Origin of the sequence: Rhizobium sp. NXC24 (genome assembly GCF_002944315.1) — a bacterium.
Taxonomy (GTDB): Bacteria; Pseudomonadota; Alphaproteobacteria; order Rhizobiales; family Rhizobiaceae; genus Rhizobium.
The window spans coordinates 3,032,787-3,054,528 of record NZ_CP024311.1 but is presented as its reverse complement, the minus strand read 5'-3'; the positions used below and the strand labels follow the sequence as shown (position 1 = coordinate 3,054,528).

21 protein-coding genes are annotated in these 21,742 nt (G+C 60.6%); 9 read left to right on the top strand and 12 right to left on the bottom strand.

Going from position 1 to position 21,742, the window contains the following annotated elements; all coding sequences use genetic code 11:
* Window positions 1–36 precede the first annotated feature (36 nt).
* Window positions 37–933, top strand: a complete 897-nt coding sequence (locus tag NXC24_RS15130) for a DMT family transporter (protein WP_104824046.1) — start codon at window positions 37–39, stop codon at window positions 931–933.
* Window positions 934–1,045: 112 nt separating this feature from the next.
* Complete coding sequence (locus NXC24_RS15125; RefSeq protein WP_104825181.1) at window positions 1,046–1,435, top strand: Rid family hydrolase; 390 nt, start codon at window positions 1,046–1,048, stop codon at window positions 1,433–1,435.
* 43 nt (window positions 1,436–1,478) lie between these two features.
* Here NXC24_RS15125 and NXC24_RS15120 read toward each other — a convergent pair whose 3' ends face one another.
* The 6 genes from NXC24_RS15120 to NXC24_RS15095 all read right to left on the bottom strand — a co-directional run bounded on the left by NXC24_RS15120 (window position 1,479) and on the right by NXC24_RS15095 (window position 7,591).
* Window positions 1,479–2,060, bottom strand: a complete 582-nt coding sequence (locus tag NXC24_RS15120) for an NAD(P)H-dependent oxidoreductase (RefSeq protein ID WP_104824045.1) — start codon at window positions 2,058–2,060, stop codon at window positions 1,479–1,481.
* The gene (locus tag NXC24_RS15115) at window positions 2,057–3,466 is read right to left on the bottom strand and encodes an FAD-binding oxidoreductase (RefSeq protein WP_104824044.1); all 1,410 of its coding nucleotides are present in this window, start codon (window positions 3,464–3,466) and stop codon (window positions 2,057–2,059) included. The genes NXC24_RS15120 and NXC24_RS15115 overlap by 4 nt, the downstream gene beginning before the upstream one ends.
* Before the next feature lies 1 nt (window position 3,467).
* The gene (locus tag NXC24_RS15110) at window positions 3,468–4,781 is read right to left on the bottom strand and encodes a cytosine deaminase (protein ID WP_104824043.1); all 1,314 of its coding nucleotides are present in this window, start codon (window positions 4,779–4,781) and stop codon (window positions 3,468–3,470) included.
* Window positions 4,781–5,647 (bottom strand): ABC transporter permease, encoded by an 867-nt coding sequence (locus NXC24_RS15105; RefSeq protein ID WP_104824042.1) that lies wholly within the window; start codon window positions 5,645–5,647, stop codon window positions 4,781–4,783. Before NXC24_RS15105 ends, NXC24_RS15110 begins: the two co-directional genes overlap by 1 nt.
* The gene (locus NXC24_RS15100) at window positions 5,647–6,471 is read right to left on the bottom strand and encodes an ABC transporter ATP-binding protein (protein ID WP_104824041.1); all 825 of its coding nucleotides are present in this window, start codon (window positions 6,469–6,471) and stop codon (window positions 5,647–5,649) included. The genes NXC24_RS15105 and NXC24_RS15100 overlap by 1 nt, the downstream gene beginning before the upstream one ends.
* A 103-nt stretch (window positions 6,472–6,574) precedes the next feature.
* Complete coding sequence (locus tag NXC24_RS15095) at window positions 6,575–7,591, bottom strand: ABC transporter substrate-binding protein (RefSeq protein ID WP_104824040.1); 1,017 nt, start codon at window positions 7,589–7,591, stop codon at window positions 6,575–6,577.
* A gap of 184 nt (window positions 7,592–7,775) precedes the next feature.
* Between NXC24_RS15095 and NXC24_RS15090 the strand changes: the two genes are divergently transcribed.
* The gene (locus NXC24_RS15090) at window positions 7,776–8,744 is read left to right on the top strand and encodes a LysR substrate-binding domain-containing protein (protein WP_104824039.1); all 969 of its coding nucleotides are present in this window, start codon (window positions 7,776–7,778) and stop codon (window positions 8,742–8,744) included.
* Here NXC24_RS15090 and NXC24_RS15085 read toward each other — a convergent pair.
* Complete coding sequence (locus NXC24_RS15085) at window positions 8,732–9,529, bottom strand: creatininase family protein (protein ID WP_104824038.1); 798 nt, start codon at window positions 9,527–9,529, stop codon at window positions 8,732–8,734. The two genes, NXC24_RS15090 and NXC24_RS15085, sit on opposite strands and share 13 nt — an antisense overlap.
* Before the next feature lie 319 nt (window positions 9,530–9,848).
* Between NXC24_RS15085 and NXC24_RS15080 the strand changes: the two genes are divergently transcribed.
* Window positions 9,849–10,379, top strand: coding sequence for a flavin reductase (locus NXC24_RS15080; RefSeq protein WP_104824037.1), 531 nt, complete (start codon window positions 9,849–9,851; stop codon window positions 10,377–10,379).
* Here NXC24_RS15080 and NXC24_RS15075 read toward each other — a convergent pair.
* The 3 genes from NXC24_RS15075 to NXC24_RS15065 are packed head-to-tail and all read right to left on the bottom strand — an operon-like array spanning window position 10,342 to window position 12,320.
* On the bottom strand, window positions 10,342–11,154 hold the full coding sequence (locus tag NXC24_RS15075; RefSeq protein ID WP_104824036.1) for an alpha/beta hydrolase: 813 nt from the start codon (window positions 11,152–11,154) through the stop codon (window positions 10,342–10,344). The two genes, NXC24_RS15080 and NXC24_RS15075, sit on opposite strands and share 38 nt — an antisense overlap.
* 28 nt (window positions 11,155–11,182) lie before the next feature.
* Window positions 11,183–11,482 carry an AzlD family protein gene (locus NXC24_RS15070; RefSeq protein WP_104824035.1) on the bottom strand — a complete coding sequence of 100 codons (300 nt, stop codon included), beginning with the start codon at window positions 11,480–11,482 and terminating at the stop codon, window positions 11,183–11,185.
* Window positions 11,475–12,320, bottom strand: coding sequence for an AzlC family ABC transporter permease (locus tag NXC24_RS15065; protein WP_104824034.1), 846 nt, complete (start codon window positions 12,318–12,320; stop codon window positions 11,475–11,477). Before NXC24_RS15065 ends, NXC24_RS15070 begins: the two co-directional genes overlap by 8 nt.
* Window positions 12,321–12,360: 40 nt before the next feature.
* On the opposite strand from NXC24_RS15065, the gene NXC24_RS15060 reads away from it, so the two are divergent.
* Window positions 12,361–12,819 (top strand): Lrp/AsnC family transcriptional regulator, encoded by a 459-nt coding sequence (locus NXC24_RS15060; RefSeq protein WP_104824033.1) that lies wholly within the window; start codon window positions 12,361–12,363, stop codon window positions 12,817–12,819.
* A gap of 48 nt (window positions 12,820–12,867) precedes the next feature.
* Here NXC24_RS15060 and NXC24_RS15055 read toward each other — a convergent pair whose 3' ends face one another.
* Together NXC24_RS15055 and NXC24_RS15050 are read right to left on the bottom strand one after the other, a co-directional pair.
* Window positions 12,868–13,872 (bottom strand): NAD-dependent epimerase, encoded by a 1,005-nt coding sequence (locus NXC24_RS15055; protein WP_104824032.1) that lies wholly within the window; start codon window positions 13,870–13,872, stop codon window positions 12,868–12,870.
* A 71-nt stretch (window positions 13,873–13,943) separates the two neighbouring features.
* The gene (locus NXC24_RS15050) at window positions 13,944–15,266 is read right to left on the bottom strand and encodes a UDP-glucose/GDP-mannose dehydrogenase family protein (protein WP_104824031.1); all 1,323 of its coding nucleotides are present in this window, start codon (window positions 15,264–15,266) and stop codon (window positions 13,944–13,946) included.
* 245 nt (window positions 15,267–15,511) lie between these two features.
* Between NXC24_RS15050 and NXC24_RS15045 the strand changes: the two genes are divergently transcribed.
* The 4 genes from NXC24_RS15045 to NXC24_RS15030 all read left to right on the top strand — a co-directional run bounded on the left by NXC24_RS15045 (window position 15,512) and on the right by NXC24_RS15030 (window position 21,716).
* The gene (locus NXC24_RS15045) at window positions 15,512–16,810 is read left to right on the top strand and encodes an amidohydrolase family protein (RefSeq protein ID WP_104824030.1); all 1,299 of its coding nucleotides are present in this window, start codon (window positions 15,512–15,514) and stop codon (window positions 16,808–16,810) included.
* 115 nt (window positions 16,811–16,925) lie between these two features.
* The gene (locus tag NXC24_RS15040; protein WP_104824029.1) at window positions 16,926–17,765 is read left to right on the top strand and encodes a GNAT family N-acetyltransferase; all 840 of its coding nucleotides are present in this window, start codon (window positions 16,926–16,928) and stop codon (window positions 17,763–17,765) included.
* 230 nt (window positions 17,766–17,995) lie between these two features.
* Window positions 17,996–19,291, top strand: coding sequence for an adenylosuccinate synthase (locus NXC24_RS15035; RefSeq protein ID WP_104824028.1), 1,296 nt, complete (start codon window positions 17,996–17,998; stop codon window positions 19,289–19,291).
* Window positions 19,292–19,352: 61 nt separating this feature from the next.
* A complete protein-coding gene (locus NXC24_RS15030) occupies window positions 19,353–21,716 on the top strand; it encodes a hypothetical protein (protein WP_104824027.1) in 2,364 nt (787 codons plus the stop codon).
* Window positions 21,717–21,742 lie beyond the last annotated feature (26 nt).

The window sequence follows — 21,742 nt, the reverse complement described above, 5'->3', positions numbered from 1 at the left end:
ATAGTCGAAGCCTAAAAGGTTGGGGGAGGATTCGTCGTGACGCTGGCGGAGCAGCAGCAATATCGGCTGGGTGTGATCTATGTGGCGTTTTCGGCGCTGGCCTGGTCGACGTCCGGTCTGTTCGTGCGCTTGATTCACGCCGATCTGATGACCATCCTCTTCTGTCGGGGCATCGTCTCCGGCCTCGGCGTCTTTACGCTGTTTTTCTATATCGAGCGCGGCAGGGCCTGGCGCATTCTTCGCTCCATGCGTTGGCCGTCGCTGGCAGCAACGGTGTTTTCCACCGCCTCCATGATCAGCGGCATCGGCTCGATCTATTACACCTCCGTCGCCGATGCGATGGTCATCTATGCGACGGTGCCCTTCGTTACCGCCGGCGTCGCCTATGTCTTCATCAAGGAGCGTCCAAGCATGGCGACGCTCGTCGCCAGCGCCGTGGCACTCCTCGGCGTGATCGTCATGCTCTCCGGTGAGGCGGTTGGCAGCGGTGGTTGGCTCGGCAAGGTCCTGGCCGGCGTCATGACGTTCACAGTTGCCGGTCTCGCCGTCGTCATGCGCCAGCACCGGGACGTGCCAATGCTGCCGGCGATGGCCTTGTCTGCCTGGCTCTGCTCCTTCATCACCTTCTGGTTCGCGTCGCCGACGATGGTGTCGGGACATGATCTCGGCCTGATCATCGCCTTCGGCATCGTCCAGAACGCGATGGGTCTTAGCCTTTATACCTTCGGTTCGCGGTTGATACCGGCAGCCGATGCCAGCCTGCTGACATCGCTCGAAGTGCCGCTGACGCCGCTGTGGGTCTGGATGTTCCTCGCCGAGCGGCCGTCGCAGGCGACGCTGATCGGCGGCCCGATCGTGCTTGCCGCGCTCTTCGGACATATCCTGCTGGAAGTGCGGCGAAACCGGGCGGTAGAGCCGGCGCAAGCGCTCTAAAGCGCGTGTCGTTATCGCAGCCGCTGCACACTTTTGCGCGACATGCTCTAAGCGGCTTGCCCGGCTGACGGTGAAATGCTGAAATCGGCGTGACCATAGGGAACCGATGCCGATGAAGAAAACATTCAACCCGCCCTCCGTTCGCGGCCCCTTCGGCAACTATAATCACGGGCTGCTCGTACCGCCGGGCGCAAGCCTGCTGGTCACCTCCGGCCAACTCGGAATTGCCCTCGACGACAGCATTCCACCAGACATCACCAGCCAGGCGGAACTCTGCTTCGAGGCGATCAAGGCGATCCTCGAGGAGGCGGGCATGAGCTTCGCCGACGTCATCCGCATTTCCGGCTTCGTCACCAAACGCGAGGATTTCCCAGCCTATATGGCCGTGCGCGACCGCTACACGCTTGATCCGAAGCCGGCCTCGACGCTGATCATCGTCAACGGGTTTACGCGGCCGGAGTTTCTGGTGGAGGTCGAGGTGACCGCGGCGAAGGTGATGTGAGTGGTGTCTTCGCTGCGAAGCGTGGCTCTGTCGACTGCGCCGGTCAGAACCGCTCCATTTCCCGTTTCACCCTTTCCAGAAACCGCTTTCTCGTCTCGTCGGTGGAGCGGTTCATGTCGTAATGGGCGAGGAAGACTACCGGAGCGAAAGGTTTGATCATGGCGCGGAGCATGCGCTTGATAATCTTCTTCGGCGGGTTGCCGACGATGAAGGCGCGGAAGGGATCGGCGCCGTAGGTCATCACAGCTCCGAGCTTGCGGATATGCCGCAGTTTCGAGGTCACCTTGCCATTCACCAGCTCAAACGTGACACCCGGCAGCCAGACGCGGTCGAAATAGCCTTTTAGGATCGCCGGAAAGCCGAAGTTCCAGACCGGCGTGACGATGACAAGCGCTTCTGCCCATTGCAGGCGATCGACATAGGGTTTCACGGCCTCGGTGTTCTCCGGATAGTCGTGATAGATCATCCTATCGTGGCGCGACATTACGGGGTCGAAGCCCTCTGCGTAGAGATTGCAGTCGTCGACCTCATGGCCGGCCGCTTTCAGGCTCTCGATCGTCTGCCGATGTAGGGCTGCGCCGTAGCTTTCCTCGACCGGATGCGAATGGAGGACGAGAACCCTCATGAGGCCTCCATCAGCGCCGCAAGACCGGGGAAGAGATAGTTCTGGCCGGCCGTGAAATCGAAGTCGGGATTGTCCCAGGCGATCATCTTGCCGGGGTTCAGCAGGCCTTTCGGATCGGTCTCCTTCTTGAAGGCGAGCTGGACGGTATCCGTCTGCTTCATGCCGCCTTCTTCCAGCGTGTAGCGATGCGGATTGAAGATCGGGCAGCCGTGATCCTGATGGATGCGGATGATCTCTTCCAGCCGCGCCTCCGACGTGTAGCGCACCAGCGGCAGGCCGGAGCACTGGATCTGGCCGTCGAACTTGATGAATTCGAGATGGCCCGGCACTTCGTCGCCGAAGATCTCGACCATCTTCTGGACCTTGGCGACGTGATCCGGGCTGGGATACTGTACCTGTAGATAGGTTATGGTCGGGTCGATCTTGATGGCGCGCAACGTCGTGTGGTTCCAGGCGAGTTCATAGGCATGCGGAATGCCCTTCATGCTCTCGACTTTGTCGGAGCGGAAGGTGATCTCGCCCTTCTGCTGGCTAGCGAAGGCCAGGAACGGGTCCATGGAATGCGGCGCGATCATCAGCGCCACGATCGATTGGCCCTGGCGGATATAGGGCTTGTGGCGGGCGAAATATTCGTAAGGGATGGGTGCCGCAATCGGCGCGATCTCCTTGACCAGGATGCCGTTGCATTTGGCGAGCGCGTCCGAGAAGCGCACGGCATCCATGAAATCGTCGTAGCCGACCAGCACGTCCACCCAGTCATAGGCCGGGGCGAGCGGCATTTCGATCTCGGTGATGATGCCGTTGGTGCCGTAGGCGTGGCTGACCTTGGTCAGGTCCCAGCCGGTGAGGTCGAGGACGCGCGGCTCGGATTCCATGGTGACGACGCGTAGTCGCAGGATATTGCCGATATCGCGCAAGCCACCCCAGGTGATCGAGCCGACGCCGCCGGAGCCGCCGGCGATGAAGCCGCCGATGGTCGCCGTCTGCGCGGTGGAGGGGTGGAAGCGCAGCTCCTGGCCGGAATGCGCTTTGGTCTGGCGGTCGAGCTCGGCAATGACGATGCCCGGCTCGCAGATGACGCGGCCGGGGTGGATTTCCTTGACCTTGTTCATGGCCGCAAGGTTCAGCACGATGCCGCCGGAGAGCGGCATGGCCTGGCCGTAATTGCCAGTGCCGGCGCCGCGCGGGGTGACCGGCACATCATGGGCATAGGCCACCTTCAGCGTTCGGATAACCTCTTCCTCGGTCTTCGGTGTGACAACGAGGTCGGCGATGACATTGTCGAGCTGTGCCTTCAGGATTGGCGAATACCAGTAGAAATCGCGGCTCTTCTGGCGCACCAGCGCCGGATTGTCTTCGACGGCGATGCCTTCGAGTTCTTTCTTGATGAGCTGATAATCCGGCATGTCAGGCTCCAATAACGGTATCTAGTTCGCGGTAATCCGGCAGGCTGCGGTCGATCACTTTGCCTTTGCGAAGGACGACGCGGTCGGACTGCGGACGGGAGAGGAATTCGCTCCAGCGTCTGGCGCTGAAGAGGACGAGATCGGCAGGGCCGCCCACGACGATACGGCCAATATCGGGGCGGCCGAGAATATCGGCAGGCGAGGTGGTGACGACGCGGGCAGCCGTATCCAGCGGATGATCGAGATGCAGGATGCGGACTGCCTCGCGGAAGACTTCGACGGGGTCGAGGTCGCCGTAGGCGTAGAAGGGATCGCGTGTGTTGTCGGAGGCAACGGCGGTTGGCACGCCGGCGGCTGCCAGCTCATGGAATAGGGTGACTCCGCGCCAGCGGGGCGTCCGGCCCGCATGGCGGTCCTGCAAATACATGTTGCACATCGGCAAGGAAACGACGGAGATCCCGGCTTTGGCGACAAGGTCGATAGTGGCGGCGGCAACATCCTCATCCTGGCGGGAAAGCGAGCAGCAATGGCCGGCGGTGACCTTGCCGGTGAAGCCGTTGCGCAGTACGGCCTCGGCAATCGCCTTCAGCGTCAGCACCTGCTTGTCTTCTGTTTCATCGACATGCAGGTCGATATCGAGGCCGTTGTCCATCGCGGCTCGGATCAGCTTGTCAAGCTGACGATCGATATCGGGGGTCATCTGCGTGACGCCGCCGATGAGGCCGCCGGCATCGCGGATGACCATCAGGAGATCGGCGAAGAACGCGTCCTCCGCCATGGCATCGAGTGGGAAAAGGGCGACGGCCTGCAGCGCGATCTTGTCTTTCCAGGCCTCGCGCACCTCCGAGAACACCTCGAAGGAAATGCGGTGCTGCGGCGCCAGCGAGTCGAGATGCGTGCGGATCAAGCTGGTGCCGTGGGCATAGGCCGAGCGCAGCGAAAATTCCATGCGCTTCCTGACATCGGCAGCCGACCAGTTGGCTTCGCGGTCGGCGCGCACGGCGTCGAGAGCGCCCACGAAACTGCCGTCCGGATTGGCGCGGCGCTCCCAAATATGGCCCTTGTCGATATGGGTATGCATATCGGCGAAGGTCGGCCAGACCATGCCGTCCCTCACGTCGGCCTTGGCGAATTCTGCCGGCGCGCTGTCCGCCGGCAGGATATCCTTGATGAGGCCGTCCGCAACGACGATGTCGGCCTTGACAAGACCTTCGCTTGCCTGACCGGTAAACCCGACGAGCGTCACGGCGGGGACGGTGGCGTTGCTCAGCACGAAGCGCGCGGCGTTCGGCGGGGACATGAAGGAATAGGACATCAGTTTTCCCGCTTGAGGCTGCTTTCGTGCCAGCGATGCAGGCTCAGCCATGAGATGAACGAGGTGAGGGCGAAGATGGCGACGCCGAGTGCCGAGAGCAGCAGCAGGGCGGCGAACAGGCGCGGCATGTTCTGACGATATTGCGCTTCGAGCAGGCGGAAGGCGAGGCCGGAATTGGGACCGCCGGAGCCTGCGGCGAATTCCGCGACCACGGAGGCGATCAGCGACAGGCCGCCGCCAATCCTGAGGCCCGTCATGAAATAGGGCTGGGCTGCCGGTAGCTTCAGATGCCACAGCGTCTGCCAGCGCGAGGCGCCATAGAGATCGAAGAGATTCAGGAGGTTATGGTCGACGCTCTTCAGTCCCTGCACCATGTTGGAGAGGATTGGAAAGAAGGCGACGAGGAAGCCGCAGATCAGCAGCGCGGCTTCGCGGGTCGGCGCATAGATCAGGATCAGCGGCGCGATCGCCACGATCGGCGTTACCTGTAGGATGACGGCCAGCGGATAGAAGGCGAGTTCGATCCAGCGCGATTGCACGAGGAAGATCGCAATGCCGACGCCGCCGATCAGCGCCAGCGCCAGCGAGATGAAGGTGATCTCGGTCGTTACCCAGAGCGCCGGCGAGAGGATGCCCCAATCGGACACCAGCGCTTTCGCGACGGCGAGAGGGCTTGGCAGAATATATTGCGGAATGCTGGCGCCGACGACGAGAAGCTGCCAGAGGACGACCAAGACGAAGACGGTCAGCAGCGGTACGAAAATTCCGAGGAGTCGCTCGGTAATTCCCGCGCGCACGGCCGATTCCGCCGGCTTTTCGGTCGTCTCTGCGGAGAGGTTGGCGGGCAGGCTGGTGCTGTCGCTCATCAATGGGCCTCCAGCCAACCAATGGCCTCGATCAGGGAGCGAGACACTTTTTCACAAACCTGTCGGTATTCCTCGGAAGACCGGTAGAGAATGTCGCGTTCGCTGCGGGTATCCAGTGGAAAGTCGGCGTGGACACGGCCAGGGCGCGCCTTCATCACGACGATGCGGTTTGAGAGATAGGCGGACTCGTAGACGGAATGGGTGACGAAGATCACCGTGATACCGGTGGACTTCCACAGCCGCAGCACATCGTCGTTGAGCTTTTGGCGAGTGATCTCGTCGAGGGCCGCAAAGGGCTCGTCCATCAGCAGCAGCTTCGGCTTGGTGACCAGCGCGCGGGCAATGGAGACACGCATCTTCATGCCGCCGGACAATTCGCGCGGATAGGCGTCGGCGAAATCCTGCAGGCCGACGGTCGCCAGTGTTCCCATGATCTGGTCGTAGGCGGCCACTTTGGAAACGCCGCGCAGTTTCAATGGCAGGTGGACATTGCCGAAGACCGTCTTCCAGGGCAGCAGTGTCGGCTCCTGGAAGACGAAACCGATATCGCCCTCCGGCAAGCCCTTGGAGTTGATGCGTGAACTCGGCCAGTCGATCGTGCCGCTGGAAGTGCCGCCGAGACCGGCGATGATGCGCAGCGCCGTCGACTTGCCGCAGCCGGAGGGGCCGAGCAGGCTGATGAACTCGCCGCTTTGAACGTTCATCGACATGCCGGAGAGCGCCAGCGTGCCGTTGGAAAAGACTTTGGAGACCTGCTCCATGACGACCAGCGGCCGCTTATGCGCTTCTGTCGAGGAGACAGCGGTTGCATTGGGTATGCTCATAGTTCGGCTCTCTGTCGATGTCAGCAATCGGCTTTGGAGCAAGAATTGCCCCTCACCCTAACCCTCTCCCCGCAAGCGGGGAGAGGGGCTGCTCTGCTTGCCGTCACTTCTTCAGCGTCATCCCGACGCCCTTGCAGGCGAATTGCGGGTCAAAAGCTTTCTTGTAGTCCGTATCGGCGGTAAACACCTTGATCTGCACCATTTCGTCGAAGAATTTCTTATAGTGCGCGTCGGTGATGCAGCCGATGCCCTTGTCCAGCGCGTCGCCGGATTCGACGATGCCGTATTCCTTCATCTTGGCGATGGAATAGGCGATCTGGCCATCCGTCATATCGGGATTGTCTTTCTTGATCAGATCGTTGGCCGCTTTGTTGTCGCCGTAGAGATAGTTGTACCAGCCTTCGATCGAGGCGCTGACGAAACGCTGCACGAGGTCGGGGTTCTTTTGAACGAGCGATGTCTGCGTGGTGATCATCGTCGAATAGGGCGAATAGCCGTTGTCAGCGAGGAGGAAGACCTTCGGTTCCCAGCCGGTCTGCTTCTGGATTTCATAGGGTTCCGAGGTCAAATAGCCTTGCTGCGCCGATTGCTTGTCGGCCAGGAACGGCGCCGGGCTGAAATTGTAAGGCTTGTATTGCTCGTCCTTGAAGCCCGGGAAATTCGCTTTCATCCATTCGAAGAACGTGACGTAACCGTCCTTGCCGAGGAAGATCGTCGGCAGCTTGGCGAGGTCCTCGAATTTGTCGACGCCGGCGTCCGGATGGGCGATCAGCACCTGCGGGTCCTTCTGGAAGATGGCGGCAACGTCGACAATCGGGATGCCTTGTTTGACCGCATCGATTTCCTGCTGCGGGCTGCCCATATAGAAGTCGATCTTGCCGGAAATCAGCAGCGCCTGGTTGGCAGCGTTCGGGCCACCCTGGACGATTTCAACATCCAGGCCGTATTTTTTGTAGGTTCCGTCGGCGATCGCCTGATAGAAGCCGCCATGTTCCGCCTCGGCCAGCCAGTTGGTTCCATAGGTCACTTTGTCGAGGGCGTTTGCCGGCTGAGCAGCGGCGACGGCGGCCACCAAGCCCATGACGGCGAGAAATGCTTTGGTCTTCAATGCATTGGACATGGCCGGTTGTTCCCCTTATCTGCCATGGGACGCCACCAGCGACGCCCATTTTCCGCATTTGAGCGATTGCGTTGCGCTTTGAAAAGCATCAAAATTCGTGCGCATTGATGCCTTTTAGGCATCTCAGCCTGCGCCCGTGCCTAAATTGTGCGGCCTGGGCAAAATTTATGCAATGGGGATGCGAATGCTGCACTCGAGGCGACTTCTTTATATCAACGAGATCGCCCGCTGCGGTTCGATCCGCAAGGCGGCGGCGAGGCTCAATGTGGCATCCTCGGCGATCAACAGGCAGATCCTGGCGCTGGAAGAAGAGATGGGAGCGCCGCTGTTCGAACGGTTGCCGCGCGGGCTCAGGCTGACGGCGGCAGGCGAGCTCTGCATCGAGCATATCCGCGAGGTGCTGAAGAACTACGACCGGCTGGAGGGGCGCATCCGCAGTCTCAAGATGCAGCAGGCCGGCAAGGTCAGGATCGTCACGACGGTCGGGCTCGCCTCCGGACCTTTGCCGGAGATCATCGCGCGTTTCCTGTCGGAACATCCACGCGTCTTCATCCAATTGCGCAATGATGCCGGTTCCACGACCATGGCGCCGGTGCTGTCAGGCGAAGTCGATATCGGCCTGGGTTTCAACATCCCGGCGACACCCGGCATCCGTTCGCTCGGCAATTTCGACATTCCGATCGGCGTCGTGCTGCCGCCGGGGCATCCGCTGATCGGATCTGGGCCGATCAATCTCGCCGATGTCGTGGAAGAGCGGCTGCTGCTGGCGCAGCCGGGCACCAGCCTGCGCGAGATCATCAATCTGACGCTGGCGCGGCTATCGGTGCAGGTCGAGCCGGTGCTGGAAAGCAACGCGTCGGAGATGCTGAAGCAATTGGTCAAATGCGGGGCAGGGCTGACGCTGTTGAACCCGCTCGACGTCATCGCCGAATGCCGGCGCGGCGAACTGGTGTTCCGGCCGATCGCCGAGCCGCATTCGCGGCATCAGCCAATGAAGCTCTTTGCCCGCACGCGGGCGCCGCTCGATGCAGCGACCAGCCTGTTCGTGGAATATCTGCTCGCCGAACTGGCCGGCTTGGTGGAGGAACTGCAGGCCAAGGGACATATTCTGGCGGTGCCGGAACGCCGCCGGCCGGACGCCTATTTCGAATAGAGGTTCGACAGGGGATAGTCCCGGAGATCGCGCAGCAATTCAATGAAGCCCTGCACCTGATGACGGCAGATGAGGGAGCCCTTTTCCGCCGTGCCGTTGGCGGCATTGCCCACGACGCCGTTCGGATTGAGATCGTGGGCGATCCAGGCGAGCGAATGCGGCGGCAGCGGCTGCAGATAGTTGGACTGCTCCTTCATCCATTCCGCCTTGGAGACGAAATTCTCGGCCTTGTCCATGCGGACCAGTTCGGGGCGGAAATGCAGCATCAGCGAGGTCTCTACGTCGCCGCCATGGATGCCATAGCGCTGTTCATGGTCGCTGATCATGCCGTCCGGCGTGCCGAAGCGCGTCCATTGCGTGGCAACGACCGCCATCTGGTGGCGTACGCGCAATTCGCGCGCAACGATGCCCATGATATCGAGATTGCCGCCATGGGAATTGACGATAACCATCTTGCGGAGGCCGGCTTCGGCAACCTTGGCGCCGATCGCCGTCCAGACGGGGATCAGCAGTTCCGCGCCGAGTGAGAGCGTGCCGGGGCCGTAGATATGTTCGTTGGCCTTGCCGATTTCCTGGGTCGGCAACACCAGGAAGTCGAGATCGTCAGGACGCTGCGCCTTCAGTTCGGCCAGCATGCCGTTGGCAATAGCCACGTCTGTGGCGATCGGCAGATGCGGGCCGTGCTGCTCGGTCGAGGCGATCGGCAGAACGGCAATGGTGGTGTCGGGCGAAAGACCGGCGAAATCGTAGGTCGTCAGTTCGTTCCAGTAGAAGGGCTTCGCCATCGCCATTTCCTCTCATGCGCTTCTCTTCCGTAACGGATAAGGCAAGGACGATAGCGGGGGAAAGCATCAATTTGCGGGCGTGCCGCTGCCTTTTTGTGTGCACCTACGATGTTGGCCGCTGTGCGTGGCGAACTTGGCGTGCGGTAGGAGGAGAGAGGCGCGAAACGCAGGGAGGAAATTGTTTTTCTTTTTGTATATAGATTTTATAGAGAACTTATTGCTCCTTAGGTACGGTTTGCGAGCAACATCGTTGCTTGAGACAGAGGTCTCGACCCACTAAGTTTGCCAGGGTCCGGCACAAACGGTGGGGATGATGGGAATGAACATGAAGACATCCGTGGCGATCGAGAAGGCGGTACCCGTCGCCGATCCCGATGTGGTCAAATCCGAGTTCCGCAACGCCATGGCGCGGATGGCGGCGGCCGTCAGCATCGTGACGACCGATGGGCCGGCGGGACTTGCCGGTTTTGCCGCGACCGCCGTCTGCAGCGTCTCCGACAGTCCGCCGACGCTGCTTGTCTGCCTCAATCGCACCGCTTCGGTTCATCCTGCTGTCACGCAAAACGGCGTGCTTTGCGTCAATGTGCTTTCCGAGGGGCATCAGGACCTGTCGCGTCTCTTCGGCGGCAAGACGCCGGTAGCGGAGCGTTTTGCCGCCGCCGCATGGTCGGAACTATCGACCGGCTCGCCGGCATTGGAGGATGCGCTCGTCTCGTTCGACTGCCGCATCGTGCACCGCGCCAATGGCGGCACGCACGATATTCTGATGTGCGAAGTCGATGCCATCCGTCTGCGCGACGGAGGGCAGGGGCTCATTTATTTCGACCGGGCCTATCATCCGGCCGGATAGGCCGGATCAGCAAGAGGTCTTCGATTACCTTGATGACCAGGGCGGGATGTTCACGATGCGGCGAATGTCCGGTGTCCGGCAAAATATGGAATGATCCGCGCCCAGCCGCGATCCGACGTGGATGGGCAAGTGAACCATATTCATCCCGGTCGCCGTGAATGGCAATCACCGGACAACCCAGTTTCTCAAGTGCGGCATCGAGGTTCCATTCGGCGAATTCCGGAGCCAACCAGGTTTCGATCCACGCGCGCAGCACCCAATCAGCTTTCTCACCGTGATATTTGGCGAGCCGGGCAATATTGTCGACCGACGCAAATTCCTGTTGCGAGGTCCTAATACCCTGCACGGTTCTATCTTCCACGAAAGCCTGGGCGGCGATGGTAATCACGGCATTGCAGCCGGCAAACCTGGCCCCCGTTTCCACCGCCATGCCGCCACCCACGCTATGCCCACAGGCGATAAATTCCCCAACCGCCAATTGCTCGCACAGGAGGGGAACGAAGTGTTCCGCTTCCTGGGCAATGAAGTCTCGCTCCAAAATGTCCGTACGAGCATCGGAACGACCAAAGCCCAATCGATCATAGGCGATCACACGTCGGCCGAGAGAACGAGCCAACAACTGCGGGAAATCTTTCCAGAGTGCGACGCATCCGAGAGAGTCGTGAAACAGGATGATCGGAGATTTGGAATTCAGATCGCGCGGCGCCCATGATTTGGCATAGAGGCGCCCGGCGGGGCTCTCTATCCAGTACTCTGCTTCCACGATTTCTGTCATTTTTCCAGCCTACCTGGAGAGTGGGGATTCACGCCAGAATGTGGCGCAGAATACCAGCCGAAGCGATTGCGATCAGCACCGTGGGAAGCACCGGTAGTCGGGTCGCCGCCAACATGGTGAGCGCGAGGGTGATGAGATCGGCTGGCCGTCCGGTGGCGAAGCCTGGCGCGATGACCGTGATCAATACGCAACCCGGGGCGTTCTCCATTACAGTCCGCAAACGGGGACTTAGCGTGCGGTTGCGCAAGAAGACGTATCCTCCGATACGCGTCAGATAGGTGGCCGCCGCCATGCAGATGATGGCAATAACAAATGAAGGATCAAACATCGGTCCGTGCCAGCAGGAATGCAGAGAATACACCGGAGACAGCCCCGGCGGGAACATACCAAGCCCCAGGAAACACCAGGTATGTGGTTGCTGCGACGAGCAAACTGACCAGCCAGGGAAGTGCCGCCTTTGCGCCTTTCCACATTCCGGCCAGCATTACGAAAAATACCGCGGGGAATGCCATGTCAAAGCCATATCGTGTGACATCGCCAAGAACAGGTCCGACGAATGCTCCTATCGTCGTGAAGATGACCCAACTGAAATAGAGGCCGAGAGCGACGCCGAAGAAATAACCGAGACTCAAGGTCGTATTCGACTTCTTTGCGTCGGCGAGACCTATTGCCCAGCTTTCATCACACATGAAGAACAGCGCCATGAACGCCTTTTTCTTCGACAGATGCAGAATAAAGGGAGCTAGCGCCGCGCCCATCAGGAGGTGGCGGCTGTTGACCAGAAACGTGATGGCGACAATGAGGAGAACGTGCGGAGGAGACGTCCAAAGCTCGACAGCCGCGAACTCCGATCCGCCACCGAAGTTCAGCCCCGTCATCAAGGGCACTTCCCCGAGACTGAATCCTTTAGCGGTCGCCCTTGCCCCGAGCACCAGTGCAAAAGGCACGAAGCCCAACATCACCGGTATCGAATCCTTGAGGCCTCGCCATCCTTCCGAGCGTGCCTGCGACCGGACGCTGACATCACCTGAAACGCAGTCCGTCACCTGCACAACCTCTTCTCGTCTTAAATTGCCAACACCTTGCGCGACATAGGAGTGAGATAATAGCGCAGTCGTCTGCGATTTTGGTTGCGTTTTGCGGCTGAAATCTTCAAAAATTGGCATGCTATGCCAAATATTGTGTACTTCCCGGCGGAAAACTCCAATGAAACTTGATTCCTTAGATCGCGCGATACTCCGCGTCCTGCAGCAGGATGGGAAAATCCAGAACACCGAGTTGGCTGCAAAGGTGGGACTGTCTCCGTCTCCATGTCTAAGGCGAGTCAAATTGTTGGAAGAGGCCGGTATCATCAAGCAATATGTCGCCATCCTGGACCCCGCAAAGCTCGATATGGGCTTTACGGTTTTTGTGCGAATATGGCTTTCAAGTCAGGACGAAGAGACAACGACAGCTTTCTATGAGGCGGCCGAAAAGCTTCCGCAGGTGGTCGAGTGCCACCTCATGGCGGGCGACTGCGATTTCCTCCTTCGGGTCGTAGCATCGGATTTGGAGGGATACAGACGGTTCCAGATGGAGCATCTTGGCCGCATCAAGGGGGTCAGAAACATCAAGACCGAAATTCCGATGCAGAAAATCAAGCAGTCGTGGCAAGTGCCAATCTGATGCCGCAGTATCGATTTCCGGCAAGGAGCCGCCTTTGGCGGCATCGGCTCAATAGTTTTCCTGATACCATTCGACGAAACGGCGCACGCCTTCTTCGACTTCGATCTGCGGCTTGAAGCCGGTCAGCGCCACCAGCAGGTCCGGCACGGCATAGGTATTGTGCACGTCGCCGGGCTGCATCGGCAGCATGTGCCGGATCGCCTTCTTGCCGAGCATCGCTTCGATGGTCTCAACAAAGGTCATCAGCCCGACCGGCTGGCCGCCACCGATATTGACGACGCGGAAGGGCGCGTGTTTCGACAGCGTATCGGTGACCGTTTCGGAAACGACGCGGTTTTCCTCTAAGGGTACGACGCCGATAAGGCGGACAATGCCTTCGACGAGATCGTCAATATAGGTGAAATCGCGGCTCATCTTGCCTTCGCCGTAGATCTCGATAGGCCGGTCGTTCCTGATGGCATCGACGAACTTGAACAATGCCATATCGGGACGGCCCCAGGGACCGTAGACGGTGAAGAAACGGAAGGCGGTCGTCGGAATGCGGAAGAGGTGGGCATAGCTATGCGCCATCAGCTCCATGCTCTTCTTCGTCGCCGCGTAGATCGTCATCTGCTCGTCGGCCTTGTCGCTTTCCGCAAAGGGGATCTTCTCGTTGGCGCCGTAGACCGAGGAGGTGGAGGCAAGCAGCAGGTGTTTCGGCTGCAGGCTTTTCGCCAGCTCCAACACATTGAACGAACCGGTGACGTTGGAATCCACGTAGGATCGCGGATTTTCCAGGCTGTAACGCACGCCTGCCTGGGCGGCGAGATGGACGATGACGTCAGGTTCCGCCAGTTCCGCCGCGTGATCCAGCGCCGCCTTGTCTTCCAGCATGCCCGTGACCGCCTTGAAGCCATTGGAGCGGGCGAGAATCGCGGTGCGCTTCTCCTTGAGCTTGACGTCGTAATAGGGCGTCATGCCGTCGAAGCCGACGACGAAATGACCTTCGTCGAGCAGGCGCTTGGCAAGATGGAATCCGATGAAGCCGGCGGTGCCGGTGATGAGATAACGCATTGATCGGCCTTTGCTTAAAGCATTTCCAGGAAAAGTGCGTAGCGGTTTTCCGTTCGGAATGCGTAAACGCTCTAAAGTGTGTCGTCGCTGGAGGGTCTGCCGACGCTTGTATAGGCAAAGCCGTGCTTTGTGACCTCGTCATGGCGATAGATGTTTCTGAGGTCGACGAGAACCGGGGCATTCATAACGGATTTGAGCCGGCCGAAATCGAGTGCGCGGAACTGGTTCCATTCCGTGATGATAACGAGCGCGTCGGCGCCGCGTGCGGCGCTATAGGCATCGTCTGCATAGGTGATGTTTTCGATCAACTGGCGAGCATTATCCATACCCTCCGGATCGTAGCCCGCTACCGAGGCACCGGCATCCTGCAGCGCCTGGATGATCGAGATCGAAGGGCTGTCGCGCATGTCGTCGGTATTCGGCTTGAAGGTCAGGCCGAGGACGGCAATGGTCTTGCCCCTGATATCGCCGCCCATGGCCGCGATCACCTTGCGGCCCATGGCGCGCTTGCGGTTGTCGTTGATCGAAACCGTCGTCTCGATCAGGCGCACGGGGCTGTCGTAATCCTGTGCGGTTTTGGCGAGCGCCAGCGTGTCCTTCGGGAAGCAGGAGCCGCCATAGCCGGGGCCGGCATGCAGGAATTTCGAGCCGATGCGGCCGTCGAGACCGATACCGCGCGAGACTTCCTGCACATTGGCGCCGACCTTCTCGCAGAGATCGGCCATCTCGTTGATGAAAGTGATCTTCATCGCAAGGAAGGCATTGGCGGCGTATTTGATCAGCTCCGACGTGCGGCGGGAGGTAAAGAGCAGCGGCGCCTGGTTGAGGTAGAGCGGCCGATAGACTTCGGTCATGACGCCGCGGGCGCGCTCGTCGTTGAGGCCGATGACGATGCGGTCGGGACGCTTGAAGTCTTCGATGGCAGCGCCTTCGCGCAGGAATTCTGGATTGGAGACGACTGCGACATCGGCATCCGGATTGGTCTCACGCACGATTCGCTCGACTTCGTCGCCGGTGCCGACGGGCACGGTCGATTTGGTGACGATGACGGTAAAGCCCTTGACGTGCTGGGCGATTTCGCGGGCGGCGGCATAGACGTAGGAGAGATCGGCGTGGCCGTCACCGCGACGCGACGGCGTGCCGACGGCGATAAAGACGACGTCACTTGCGGCAACGCTGCTTTCAACCTCGGTCGAAAAGGAGAGGCGACCGGCGCGGACATTGTCGGCAACCAATTGTTCAAGGCCGGGTTCGAAGATCGGGATTTCACCCTTGCGCAACGCCTCGATCTTGCCGGCGTCCTTGTCGACACAAATCACGTCATGACCGAAATCGGCAAAGCAGACGCCGGACACCAAACCCACATAACCGGAACCGATCATCGTGATGTGCATGAAACTTCAATCCTTTTGCTAGCGCAGGACTCAGCGTCGGAACGCACGCCCGTCTTTGGCGGCCATCTGCGCTTATATACACAGGATCGTCGGTGACTCCTATACGTTGCGGTGCTTATCCAGGCGGTTGAGACAGAAGTGTCATAAAGACGGGTACCCCGCCGGCGCACCGGACGAGCGGCTTGCCTGCCCACCGCGTCGTGCTAGACATTCCGCATAGACCTTCCAATCCAAAGGCAACTCCCATGGTGCTCGATCTCATCGTCCGCAATGCCAGCCTTCCCGATGGCCGCGAGGGGCAGGATATCGCCATTGCCGGCGGCAAGATCGTGGCTGTTCAGCCGGGCATGGAAGGGGAGGCGGAGCGCGTGATCGATGCCGATGGGCAACTGGTTTCGCCGCCGTTCATCGACTGCCATTTTCACATGGATGCGACGCTGTCGCTTGGCCTGCCGCGGCTGAATACATCGGGGACGCTGCTCGAAGGTATCGGGCTCTGGGGGGAGTTGAAGCCGCTGCTGACGCATGAGGCGGTGGCAGAGCGGGCATTGCGTTATTGCGATCTTGCCGTGTCGCAAGGGTTGCTCGCCGTGCGGACCCACGTCGATATCTGCGACGACCGGTTGCTTGCCGTCGAAGCGCTGCTGGATGTGAAGAGAAAAGTCGCACCTTATCTCGATCTGCAGCTCGTCGCCTTTCCGCAGGACGGCTATTACCGCTCGCCGACGGCGGCGCAGAACCTGGAACGCGCGCTGGATCTCGGTGTCGATATTGTTGGCGGTATCCCGCATTTCGAGCGGACGATGGACGAGGGCGCGCATTCGGTGCGTGCGCTCTGCGAGATCGCCGAAAAGCGCGGTTTGATGGTCGACATGCATTGCGACGAGACCGACGATCCGCTGTCGCGCCACATCGAGACGCTGGTCGCCGAGACGGTGAGGCTCGGCCTTCAGGGCAGGGTGGCCGGCTCGCATCTGACGTCGATGCATTCGATGGACAATTATTATGTCTCCAAGCTCCTGCCGCTGATTGCTGAGGCGGGCGTGCACGCGATCCCCAATCCGTTGATCAACATCGTGCTTCAGGGCCGGCACGATACCTATCCGAAGCGGCGCGGACTGACCCGGGTCAAGGAGATGCGCGAATTCGGCATCAATATCGCCTTCGGTCAGGATTGCTGCATGGACCCATGGTATTCGCTCGGCGGCGCCGACATGCTGGATGTCGCCCATATGGGACTGCATGTCGGTCAATTGACGTCGCGCGAAGCGATGCGGTTCTGTTTCGACGCGGTCACCGTCAATCCGGCCAAAGTGATGGGGCTCGACGGTTACGGGCTGGAGGTCGGCTGCAACGGCGATCTCGTCGTGCTGCAGGCGCGCGATCCGATCGAAGCGGTGCGATTGCGTGCGGCGAGGCTTTTTGTTGTTCGGCACGGCAAGGTGATCAGCGAGACGCCGGCGCGGATCGCGAAACTGTCGCTCGAAGGCCGGCCGCAATCGGTCGATCCAGCCGCCTACGCGCCAATGCCACCAAGAATTTAACCCATTAGGCATAGCATCGCTTATCGCTTGTGATTGCTATCGCGTTGCAGCATGATGAATTGGGTGCAATCGTTCCGGCGGGGATGATGCATAAGGGGCGGTTCAGGGCTGGTGCATGAAGTCAAATTTTGCCGTGCGTACAATGCGGGCTGGGGAATTGGAGCTCGCTCTCGAATGGGCGCGGCAGGAGGGATGGAATCCCGGTGTCGATGATGCCCTGGCATTTTGGGAGGCGGATCCTTCCGGCTTCTTTATAGGCGCGATCGGCGAAGTGCCGGTCGGCTGTATTTCCGTCGTGCGTTATGGCGAAAGCTTCGCCTTTCTCGGCCTCTACATCGTCCACCCCGAATTTCGCGGCAAGGGTTATGGCAAGGCGCTGTGGAAGAAGGGCATGGCGTTTGCGGGCAATCGTACCATCGGTCTCGACGGCGTCGTTGCGCAGCAGGAAAACTACCGCAGCAGCGGCTTTGAAATGGCCTATGGCGGTGTCCCGAGAATGCCTGATATAGGCGAAGCAAAGGTGGACGTCGTTCCGGTCACGCAGGACAAGCTCGAAGGCTTGCTGCGATATGATGCCGCCATCTTTCCAGGGCTGCGCTACTCCTTCCTCACGGCCTGGTGCGGCGCGCCGGAAAAACGAAAATCCGTCATGGTCGGCAGCGGCAGCAAGATTCGCGGCTACGGCACGATCCGGCGCTGTTTCGAGGGGTACAAGGTCGGTCCGCTGTTTGCAAACAGTTCCGATGTGGCATCGGCCTTGCTGGCCAAGTTGCTGCCGGAGGCCAAGGGCCGGCCTGTATATATGGACGTGCCTACGGACAACATCGACGCGATCAGGCTTGCCGAAGCGGCCGGACTGTCGCCGGTGTTCGAAACGGCGCGAATGTATCGTGGCGAACCGCCCAAAATGCCACTCGACCGCGTCTTTGCCGTCACCACGCTTGAGCTTGGCTAGTTCCATGTCCTCTCGCGTAGGGTGGGCGAGCGATTTTCTTCGCTTACCCAGCTCCAATATTTCGCATGTGGATATGCGCCGACGGGAAAAATCCTGTTAGGCGCGCTGATTCGTCACGTAAAAAGCCGAATCTCCTGAGACAACAGGGTCGCTTTCCCAAAAACAAAGTTTTATAGATGCGCGGGTTTGAGCAAGGCGCACCGCTGTGCGCAGGAAGCGGGAATGGATAAATGACGAACGTTGTAGTGATCGGCTCGCAATGGGGTGACGAAGGCAAGGGCAAGATTGTCGACTGGCTTTCGGAACGCGCAGATGTGATTGTACGCTTTCAGGGCGGTCATAATGCCGGTCATACGCTTGTTGTCGACGGTGTCAGCTACAAGCTTGCGCTGCTGCCTTCGGGCCTCGTGCGCGGCAAGCTCAGCGTCATCGGCAACGGCGTCGTCGTTGATCCCCATCATTTCGTCGCTGAAGTCGAAAAGCTGCGCGCCCAGGGCATCGCGGTTACGCCCGACGTTCTGCGTATTGCCGAGAACGCCCCGCTGATTCTGTCGCTGCACCGCGATCTCGACGCTCTGCGCGAAGATGCCGCTTCCAACAGCGGCACGAAGATCGGCACGACCCGTCGCGGCATCGGCCCGGCCTATGAAGACAAGGTCGGCCGCCGTGCGATCCGCGTCATCGATCTTGCCGAACCGGATACGCTGCCGGGCAAGATCGATCGGCTGCTGACGCATCACAATGCGCTCCGCCGCGGCATGGGCCTCGATGAAATCTCGTTCGATGCTTTGCACAACGAACTCACCTCTGTTGCAGAGCATATTCTTCCCTATATTGATCAGGTCTGGCGGTTGCTCGACGAGCAGCGCAAGGCTGGCGCCCGTATCCTTTTCGAGGGTGCGCAGGGCGCTTTGTTGGATAATGACCACGGCACCTATCCGTTCGTGACGTCGTCCAACACGGTCGCGGGCCAGGCAGCAGCCGGTTCCGGCCTCGGCCCGACGGCGCTCGGCTATGTGCTCGGCATCACCAAGGCCTATACGACGCGCGTCGGCGAAGGGCCGTTCCCGTGTGAACTGCATGACGAGATCGGCAAACACCTGTCGACGGTTGGCCGAGAGGTTGGCGTCAACACCGGCCGTCCGCGCCGCTGCGGCTGGTTCGATGCCGTGCTGGTTCGCCAGACGGTGAAGACTTCCGGCATTACCGGCATTGCCTTGACCAAGCTTGACGTGCTCGACGGTCTCGACGAACTGAAGATCTGCGTCGGCTACAAACTGGATGGCAAGGAGATCGACTATCTGCCGGCCAGCCAGGCGGCGCAAGCCCGCGTCGAGCCGATCTACATCACGCTCGAAGGCTGGAAGGAATCGACCGTCGGCGCCCGCAAATGGGCCGATTTGCCGGCACAGGCGATCAAATATGTCCGGCAGGTGGAGGAGCTAATCGGCGCTCCGGTGGCGCTGCTTTCGACCAGCCCGGAGCGCGAAGACACTATACTTGTGACCGATCCGTTTGAGGGCTAATGTCGCGGATCAATGACGAATCCCGGTTCGGCCACGTGCCGGGCATCATGAGAAAGTACTGATGGCGGATTTTGTAGCAGTCATTCGACGGGCCGTGGACGGCTTGGCCGATAATACTCCCGAGATGCGGGTCAAGGTTTACGAGCGGGCTCGTGGTGCCGTTCAGCGGCAGCTTGAGAGCATGAAGCCGCGCCCGCCGGAGGAGATGCTGCGCCGTCAGCTCGACAAGCTGGAAGCCGCGATCGTCGAGGTGGAAGCCGAGCATGCCGAGGCGCTGCCGCTGGCTGAAGAGCCAGTCGCGGAAACGCCTTTGGTGCAGGAGGAGCCGCAGCAGGAGCCTGCTGAAGAGCATCATGTTGCGCAAGAACACCATGTCGAGGAACCGGAGCCGGCCCATCCGGAGGTCGCTGCGCACGAGGAGCCCGCCGCTCACGAGCCGGTGCACGAAGAGCCGACCCATGAAGAGCCGACCCATGAAGAGCCGGCTTATGAAGAGCCTGTCTATGAGGAGCCCGCGCATGCTCAGCATCAGTCCGCTGAGCACCATGAGCCGGTAGAGGAATGGGCCGAGGCGCCGCAGGAGCAGGCGCCCGCGGCTGTTCACCACGTCGAGGCCTATGCGGAGCCGGTCCAAGAGCAGGTGCATGAGGAAGCGCCGGAGCACTATGCGGAGGAGGTGCCGGCCGTTGCCGCCGAGCCCGCGCATGCCGCTCCGCAGACGCATACTGCTCATCAGGCGCCTGCCGATGATGTTATGAGCCAAGTCGAGGAAATTTGGGCCGAGGTGGATGCGCCTGCGAAGCGGGCCGAATCCGAGCCGGTGGCGGTACCCGTCATGCCCGCCGCCGCCTTTGCGCCTGCCGTCTTCGGCCATCCCGTGGAGCCGCCCGCCCCGACGAAAGCGCCGGCGAGCGACAAGGCTTTTGCCTGGGATGCGGATGTTTTCGAAGAGCTGCAGTCGGTGCCGGCGCCAGCCGCCAAGCCGGCACAGCCCGCCCGGCAGCAAATGCCGGATAATGCCTTTGACGATGTCGATCTCTTCGCCGATGTGCATTCTCCGTCCAAGTCAGCGCCGAAGAACGATGCTGGCGAGGATGGCTGGCGCGAGCTCAAGGAGCTTGCCGGCTTTGACAAAATCGCCGAGGGGGACCGCGGCGGCGGCTCTTCCATTCCGCCGGATCTCAACCGGGCCATGGCGGCGAAGCTGCAGGGCAAGAGCTTCCGTATGGAGCCGAAGCGCCGCCGCTTCAGCGTGACCAGTATTATCGTGGCCCTCGTTGGCCTCGCGATCGTCGCCGGCGGTGGCTATGCCGCCTGGCTGAACCGTGAAGCGCTCAACAAGATGGTCGCCGACCTCATCAGCTCGGCACCGAAGACTGCGACCACTCCGGCTACCGAGACGGCCAAGAACAACAATACGGCCGCTCCAGCCACAAATGCGCCTGCCGCTTCGACACCGGGCGCGACCGCTCCGGCGCAAAACAATAATGCCGCCACGCAGCCGCCGGCAGCGGGCAACACCAATGTCGCCTCGCTCGACAACGACGCCAACACGGTCAACAGCAAGTTCACGCAGCGCTTGTTGGCGAATGGCACGGAAGAGGATCAAGGTCCGGCAGCGGGCGCTCAGCCGGGTGTCGCTGAAGGCAAGTCCGTGGCCGAGCAGAATGTAGCCTCCGCTGCCCCGGCAAGAGCGGCAACGCCGCCCGCCAACAATGCGAATGGCGCGCAGGCGCCCGCCGCGACCGCGCCGACCACGACGCAGCCTTCAGCCGATCAGCAATCCTCCGCTCCCACCCAGCAATCGCCTGCCGCTCAGCAGCAGCCACAAGCTAATCAACAGCAGACGGCGCCGGCCACGGATGGGCAGAAGGTGTTCCTCTATGAGGAGCGTCTCGGCCAGACATCGCCCACGGCTTTCGAAGGCACCGTCACGTGGTCTCTGCAGGAGGGCAAAGGTGAAGATGGCCGGCCGGAGCCTTCCGTCCAGGGCCTCATCAACGTGCCCGAGCGCGGCCTGACGGCGACGATCACCGTGTCGCGCAATACCGATGCCTCGTTGCCGGCAAGCCATCTCGTAGAGCTTGCCTTCCAGGTTCCGCCGAATTTCGAAGGCGGCGCCATCGACAACGTGCAGCGGATCGCGCTCAAGTCGACCGAACAGGATCGCGGCGACGCCCTGATCGCCGTACCGGCCAAGGTTACCGACGACGTCTACATGGTCGCGCTCAACGATTTTCCGGATGCGCGTAAGACCAATCTCGATCTCCTGAAAACCCGCAACTGGATGGACATTCCCGTGGTCTACCGCAATGGCCGTCGTGCATTGCTGACCATGGAGAAGGGGCCGGCCGGCACCGACGCCTTCAACAAGGCGATTACCGAGTGGCAGGCGCTTGGCGGTGTCGCTTCGAGCGGCCAATAAGCGGTCTCAAATCATTGGAATCAAAA